General features: G+C 58.8%; 8 protein-coding genes and 1 tRNA gene. All 9 read left to right on the forward strand.

Features of this window, described 5'->3' with window-relative positions; translation table 11 throughout:
- The first annotated feature begins 245 nt into the window (after nt 1-245).
- Nucleotides 246-321, forward strand: a tRNA-Arg gene (locus HDG34_RS15005).
- Nucleotides 322-546: 225 nt separating this feature from the next.
- Nucleotides 547-777 carry an AlpA family transcriptional regulator gene (locus tag HDG34_RS15010; RefSeq protein WP_184061023.1) on the forward strand — a complete coding sequence of 77 codons (231 nt, stop codon included), beginning with the start codon at nt 547-549 and terminating at the stop codon, nt 775-777.
- 458 nt (nt 778-1,235) lie between these two features.
- Complete coding sequence (locus HDG34_RS15015) at nt 1,236-1,835, forward strand: hypothetical protein (protein ID WP_184061024.1); 600 nt, start codon at nt 1,236-1,238, stop codon at nt 1,833-1,835.
- Nucleotides 1,836-2,762: 927 nt separating this feature from the next.
- Entirely contained in the window at nt 2,763-3,308 is a 546-nt protein-coding gene (locus HDG34_RS15020) for a hypothetical protein (RefSeq protein WP_184061025.1), read from the forward strand.
- A 124-nt stretch (nt 3,309-3,432) separates the two neighbouring features.
- Entirely contained in the window at nt 3,433-3,657 is a 225-nt protein-coding gene (locus HDG34_RS15025; RefSeq protein ID WP_184061026.1) for a hypothetical protein, read from the forward strand.
- A 364-nt stretch (nt 3,658-4,021) separates the two neighbouring features.
- The gene (locus HDG34_RS15030; protein ID WP_184061027.1) at nt 4,022-4,327 is read left to right on the forward strand and encodes a hypothetical protein; all 306 of its coding nucleotides are present in this window, start codon (nt 4,022-4,024) and stop codon (nt 4,325-4,327) included.
- Nucleotides 4,328-4,603: 276 nt separating this feature from the next.
- Complete coding sequence (locus tag HDG34_RS15035) at nt 4,604-5,644, forward strand: HNH endonuclease (protein ID WP_184061028.1); 1,041 nt, start codon at nt 4,604-4,606, stop codon at nt 5,642-5,644.
- A 263-nt stretch (nt 5,645-5,907) separates the two neighbouring features.
- Complete coding sequence (locus HDG34_RS15040; RefSeq protein WP_184061029.1) at nt 5,908-6,501, forward strand: recombinase family protein; 594 nt, start codon at nt 5,908-5,910, stop codon at nt 6,499-6,501.
- A 150-nt stretch (nt 6,502-6,651) separates the two neighbouring features.
- Nucleotides 6,652-6,912: a hypothetical protein gene (locus HDG34_RS15045; RefSeq protein ID WP_184061030.1), complete on the forward strand. Its 261-nt coding sequence runs from the start codon at nt 6,652-6,654 to the stop codon at nt 6,910-6,912.
- Nucleotides 6,913-7,125 lie beyond the last annotated feature (213 nt).

Below are 7,125 nucleotides of genomic sequence, written 5' to 3' on the forward strand. Positions count from 1 at the left end.
CAGCCACGGACGATTATAGACGCAAGCTTTCGGCGGCGGCGAGGGGCCAGGACGGTGTTCAGCAGGCGTTTACCCGGATCGGCATGGACGATGGCAGGAGTCGGGGAAGACGCTGGGATGGGCGTCGGAGGCCGTCCTGTGGACGGTTCGGCCGAAACCGGGTATCCTTGCGGTCTCTCGCGTTGGCGTCGCGTCCGTTCTGGTTGGCGCGCTTTCGCGTAGATTCCCCGCAGTTTTGTGGTGAAGCGCCCGTAGCTCAATGGATAGAGTACTGCCCTCCGAAGGCAGGGGTTGCTGGTTCGATCCCAGCCGGGCGCGCCAAAAAGCATATATAAAACAGCAAGTTGGCGAATAGGACAACTTTTCTGTTGCCGTCGTACGGAAAACGTACGGAAATGCGTTCTCGCGCGTTCCTCATCAAAGTTCGACGCCACGGTGCATCTCCGCATCGAATAACGCGTTTTGCAACTGGTTTCAAAATCCACCCCTCTTGTTGCCGCCGTGCGATTTCCCACAATGGAGCCATTCGGACACGGATGAACTCTTATGGAAAACACACAATTCGGACTGCGTCTTTACCGGCTGCCTGATGTCTGCGGGCTTACAGGCCTCCGCAAAAGCTCCATCTACGTCATGATCAAAAGCGGGAGTTTTCCTGCTGCAGTGCGGATCGGTCGCCGGGCGGTTGCATGGCGTCAGGAGGATATTGGTCGCTGGATCGACTCTCGGCTGAGCACCGGGGGCGACTCGCTCTCTCTGTATGAGGTGAGCAAATGATCATCACGCCTCGCTCCATTGCCGATGCTCGGTCAACAATCATCCCGGCGGAATCGCGTGGCGCGTCGGCGAATAGGCTGCTTTCCCCCCAGCATGCAGCCGGATCGACTCGGCAACTGCCTCGTATCATTCCCCGACTCGTGCGGGACCGTGGTCTCAGTCCGCTGGTTTATGGCTACCGATGCGATCCTAATTTTCAACAATGGCGTCGGCGTTGCGCTAAGCGCTACGGGGAATTGATCGAGGGCGTTCGGCAAGAGTCGTTGTGTCTGACGACCGAGCGGCCTAAGCGAGTACTAAGGGAGGCGGTGAAGACCTTTTTGCGGTCACGTTTGGTCCACTTCCATGTTCTCCACGAAACGTGGCTCGGTGGCAAAGGGCCATTCCGATTTCAGACTTTGCCCGAGCGCGAGGCAGCGCTCTACGCACGATGGAGAGATCAGCAGGAGGGGGGCGAAATGCTGCCGTGGTCGCTTGATCCTTCGGTCCCTTGCTTGGAGCCGTTCTATCGCCGAGGCAAGTCAAAAGGCGATGGCCGTTGGCGGACGTTCTACACGTTCGGAATCGTACGTTCCACGCGTCAGCGATTGGTGGATGCGGCACTGGCTGCGGCTTCGTGTCGTATGTATCGCGGACAGGCTTTGTATGGCGGAGGTATGTCGACCGTCGTGGAGACGATCACGCAAATGCTCAAAGACAACCCTCTGCTGACTCACTGCGCGAAGGTCGATATTCGGAACTGCTTTGACAACATACGACTTGACTTGGCGCAGGAGGTGTTGCCACTCACGCCCAAGGTCATTCAACACACTGTAGCAATCGACGTAAAGGAGGCAATCGACCAGAGAGAAAGAGACCACCGAAGATATGAGCATTACCTACGGAGATGTGACGAGTTTTTTGCATCCGGACCCTCGCTGGCTCTGCCACAAGGCGCAGCCTCATCACCGCTTGTCGCTTACTGGCTAATCGAAGCAGGGTTGCCGCCGTTACCGCCTGGCCGCGTGTTTTCTTACGGCGACGACCTGTTTGTGCTGGAGAGTCGCAAGACGATGTGAGTGCACAAGTGTGCCGTTTTCAGCAGTTTTTTGAAAGGCATCCGGCGGGGCCCTTGCAAATCGACTGGGAAGAGCCGCGTGACGTACGAGACGGGATTGAATTCCTCGGGATTGAGTTCAAGCGAATTCAACTGACTACGAGCGAAGCACGCAGCTATCTCGTCAGTGCCCGGCTTCCGCGAGAAGCACGCACTCAGTTTCTCGATAGCGTCCGCTGGCGAGCGGAGCGGGGGCAGGCTTGTGGCGATAGGGCGCTGTCCGACGCGTCGCGCTACGTCAGAAGCTTCTTAGGGAGTCTGTCTACCCATGATCGAGTCGAATTGTTGGTGGCGGCGTGCTCGATAATCGAAGACCTTGGCGTCGACGCAACGCCGATATGGGACCTTGGGGCGGGCTAAAAGCTGGAGCGATGGTCTCACCGCTCACAGTCATCTATGACATCTCAAATGAGCGTTGCCGTCTTTTTTATGCGGATTTTGAAACCGGTTGCATGCTCTTAAGAACACGCATGCAAGCCTAAATTCGTTTACCGATGTGCCTGAGCGGTGGCTGCCTATAGCAAACCTCACAAGACATCGCATGACATGGGATGACAGTTGGGATGTGCGAATGACATAGAGCCCGTCGTGCATCGTTTCCAGTTCGTCACCCTTGTCTTTGATAGGTCGCAGACGGTGTTCCGGTTGCCCCAATGGCACCGGCCCGTCACGCGCCCCTATAACGGGTTTGGCGGCGGCACGCGCATTCGAGGCTGGCGACTGATGCGCTTTTAGCTGCCAGACAATCGTGTGGCTGCGCGCGTAGCGATGTTGTCGGGGAGGTGGATACACAGATTTTGAAACCGGTTGCAAAAATTAGGTATGCGAAATATCTAACATATGTCCCATTGCCATGTCATAGTTGCATCCGGACAAACTAGGAGGGCGCATGGGAACTACCAAAACGGCTCCTACAGATTCGAAGAAGGATCGCTACTGGGGCGAGGAACGCAACGCTCGTCGTCGCCAGCGGTATCAGGACGACCCGACCTATCGGACCGAGGTTTTACAACGCGCGCGACAGACGCAGTTTGAGGCGCGTCGCGTTGCCGGATTCGAGGTGAGTGAGGGCGAGGACTGCCGGCGTAATCTCCCGATGCTTGACGCCTTCGCGAAGACGCGCGACATCGAGCAGAACGGCGTAGCGCGTGGCAGCGCGAAAACGGTCATGCTCGACGAGCTGGCGCAGGCATTAAACCGGGACCTCCAGGTGCTCTACCGGTGGAGGGCTAAGGGGATGCTACCCCGTCCGGCGTTCGAAGCTCGCAACGCTCGCAACCGCTTGCAGGCTGTCTTCACGCTCGATGAAGCCCGTGCGATCGTCACGGTGTTCGGCGAGCACCAGGAGACCAGCCTGTACTTCCGCAGCACGCATGCCGACACGATCCACCGCATCAACCAAGCAGTCGCGCTGGCACGGCAGCCTGGTCTGTGAGACCACCCTGACGGCAGCCTGGTCTGTGAGACCACCCTGACGGCAGCCTGGTCTGTGGGACCATCCTGACGGCCGGCTGGTCCGTGAGACCACCCTGCTGTTAGCTGACACAACGGAGAAGAGCATGATCGACACTCTCAAATTTGCACGGCACATGCAAACCAAGGGCGGCATGACCCAGGAAGCGGCTGAAGCGTTGGCCGAGTGCATCAACGAGGGGACCTCGATCGACCACCTTGCGACGAAGCAGGACTTGACGATTGCCGTGTCCGGCCTGCGCAACCAAATCTGGTCCGCTGCGGTCGCTATCGGGCTCGCCACGGGCATCCTTTTACACATCTGGAAGTGATCCCGAATGAGGAAGGAGATCCGGGGCCGTGTAGATGAAGCGCTGAACGAGCTGGGGCAGTTCCGTACCGAGATGCAGACGGTGTTCCGGTTGCCATAGTGGCGTCGGCCCGTCACGCGCCCATATAAAGACTTCAGTGGGGCCGCCCGCATTCAGGGCTGATGCGCTTTCACCGACAGAGCGGCTGGCTTCGCTATGAAGATGTGTGTTCGGTCATGGATACATTTAAGGCTGTCAGGGTTGGTATGCAATCCTCCTTTGGGGAAGGACGTGGACGTCAAAATGGCCCGCGGGTTCCGCGACATGGGAGTGGGCTGTGTTGGCGTCACCTGCCGAAGTGAATGAACTGCGATAAGGATGTTCAATGGACACGCATGCGTTTGTACTCGCGTTGGAAAGCGAAGGCATGGATGGCGAGCAGGCAGCCGTCATTGCCACTGAGATGTACAGAATCTATGCACACTCGGTGCTGGGCGGAGCTTATAAACCCGTGGACTATGGCGATTATGAGACGCTTCGTGTCAAGGCGAACTTGAGGCGAGCCAAGATAGAGGCGATGAATAACGTGCTTCGCGCGATGAACGCCAATGACGCCGACCAAGAAAAGCACTGGCAAGGTGAAGTGGAGCGGATCGACGCGGAGAGAAGGCAGCGAGGGTTCGTCAAGTAATCGACTCAAGAGGCGATTCCCGTCATCCAATGCACCTGTAGAAGTCTGGACTTGATCGGGCATACGGTGTCTGGTCGTCCGGCCCAGTTCGGCCAGGAGCGGGCGTTCGCGATCGCTCAACGCATGGACGCTGAGGGTCGCCAAACTGCCATTGGGTCAAAACGTAGCTAACGTGCGAGCCGTCTGTTCAGCGTCTTTTGTTCGAGGCGCAACGACAAAATTCGCCCGCCGCTTTGAGTCACGACAACGGTTCCCGAGCTGCCTGGACAGTAGAAAATGCCGCTGCCCATTTCGGCGCATGCGGCAATGACGAGCCGCCAGTTCACACAGCCGGGACGCCTTATGTGCAATGATGGACTCATCACAACAGACCGGCAATGCTGGACCGGATCGCACGGGGAACGAATGCAGTCACGCTGCTTTTCAATCAATACGGATCTCGCCAGCTATCGCGAATACCATCGGGGCGCCGAACCGGACAATCCCTTCGCCTTCTGGCTGCGCGACGGTTATGCCTACCTGACGCCCACTCCTAAGAATGCCGAGAAGCGTGCCAAAACCCTGTCGGGTATGCGGCCGGGTGACGTCGTTTTTGCGTATGAAAGCAAGACGCGCAGAGGTTATATCGCCACCGGCGTCGTGCAAGAGGTGTGGGACCAGAAGCTCCATAACGGTCGCCCGGAACTATTCCGGGACGCAGAAGAAGGGTTTTATAGGATCCGCGTTTCGTGGGACTCGACGTTTAGCTGTTCCTATGCTGATCTGACGCAGGCCGGCCTGAGGCAGTATCTGGACACGCTGGTGCCCGTCAATGACCAACGGGTGGCGCAGCTGCTGCGGTCGCGGCTTGGCCAGAACGCGGGATGGGAAGAACGGGAGATCCACGAACAGAAGCGGGTGGAGGACATCCTCGCCGACGATGCACTGACAGTCACCGAGAAAAAGCAGCTGGTGGACGCTCGCAGGGGACAGGGGCAATTCAGGTGCAACGTGCTGCAGGTCGAGCCACGGTGCAGGCTCACGTTAATTGCGCATCAGGGCATGCTTCGCGCCAGTCACATCAAGCCTTGGCGGCATGCTACGAATCGCGAACGTCTTGACGGCAACAACGGGTTGATGCTTGCCCCGCACGTTGACCACCTGTTCGACGACGGATGGATCACCTTCGACGATTCCGGCAGATTGATCATATCGATCCACTTGCCGCACGATGTGCTGCAAGCGTGGCATCTAACGCGAGACGCGAGCACGGGCGTATTCAACGAAACTCAGATCGGATACCTGCGGCATCACCGGCAGCACGTGTTCCGCAGGTAACGTGTGCGGTGACGTACAAGTGGGGCTTTGACTCCGAAAGGAGCTTAGCTGAGCGTCCGTTCCGTGCCGGGTTTGCGACATTGGCGTGCTTCGCTGAATGTCGCAAACGGGTCGTTTGCTGGTTTGCTGCCCGATTTAGCTACATAGCTTGTCCAAAACCGGTCGTTTTTGGACGGCTCTCTGTGGCCTGTCCAAAAATCTGCTTGACACACTTTCGTACCCTGGTAACGTTTCGTACAGCCTTTTGGAACTGGAGAACAACAATGGGGCGAGTCTTTGCGTACTGCCGTGTGTCAACCGCCGAGCAGACCACAGATAATCAGGTCCACGAGATACGGGCGGCGGGTTTCAACATCGAGCCGCGCCGCGTGATCGCCGAGTGCGTGTCCGGGTCTGTTGCGGCAAACCAGCGCAAGGGCTTTGCGAAGCTGCGCGACCGTCTGGAGGCCGGCGATGTCCTGGTCGTAACGAAACTCGACAGGCTCGGACGTAACGCGATGGACGTTCGCGCTACCGTCGATGAACTCGCGCAGGCCGGTATCCCTGTGCATTGCCTCGCTCTCGGCGGGGCCGACCTGACGAGTGCAGCAGGGAAAATGACCATGTCTGTGCTGTCCGCCGTAGCGGAGTTCGAGCGCGACCTGCTGCTGGAGCGTACCGCCGCCGGCCTTGCCCGCGCGAGAGACGCCGGCAAGGTGCTGGGTCGGCCCCGTGCACTCAGCGGCAAGCAGGAAGAGCTGGCGCGCGAACGGCTCGCGCAGGGGCAGTCCGTCGCGTCGATTGCCCGCGCCCTGAACACGAGCCGGCAGACTGTCATGCGCCTTCGAGCGCGCTCCGAACAGATGGCGTCGTGCTGACGGCGCGTGTAAGCGCCTCTCGACCACCGTTAGTGTTTTCTGGACTCCATCGTACGAAGCACGACATGCAGTCGACTTTAGGGACGTTTCGTTACCCGGTAACGGCCGGCAAGGTCACGTTACCGGGTAACGCCGGAGAGGAGAATCGGGATGGCAAAGACGACTGCAGAGCGACAGGCCGCCTGGCGGGCAAGGCGGGCAACAGCCGGAAACGATGGCAATGGGGAACGGCGGCTTGACATGTGGGTGACCACTGAAGCCGACCTCGCGCTCGCACGGCTGGCACGCCGTTACTCGGTAACGAAGCGGGAGATGCTGGAGCGGCTGGTAGTGCGGGCGGACGGGGCGATCGTGCGCAGGCTTGATCCGGACTCGGCAGAATGGGATGCCTACTTCCGGGTTCCCCGGTAGCTCGTCGGCGTTACCGGGTAACGAGTGACTTCCTTTGTGTGCGGCCGGACTTCCAGCTCGGAGCGTGTGAGCCATGCCGAGCAACGAGACATGCACTCCGCCCCTGTTGTTCAACCGGTGTGAACGGCTGTGAGAAACCGACACTAGACGGCGGCATCGATCAGAGATACCGAATGGTCCAGGTCTGCTGAGCGGTTTGGTAATGGTTTGTGT

It is taken from the genome of Paraburkholderia sp. HC6.4b (assembly GCF_014200875.1).
GTDB lineage: Bacteria > Pseudomonadota > Gammaproteobacteria > Burkholderiales > Burkholderiaceae > Paraburkholderia > Paraburkholderia tuberum.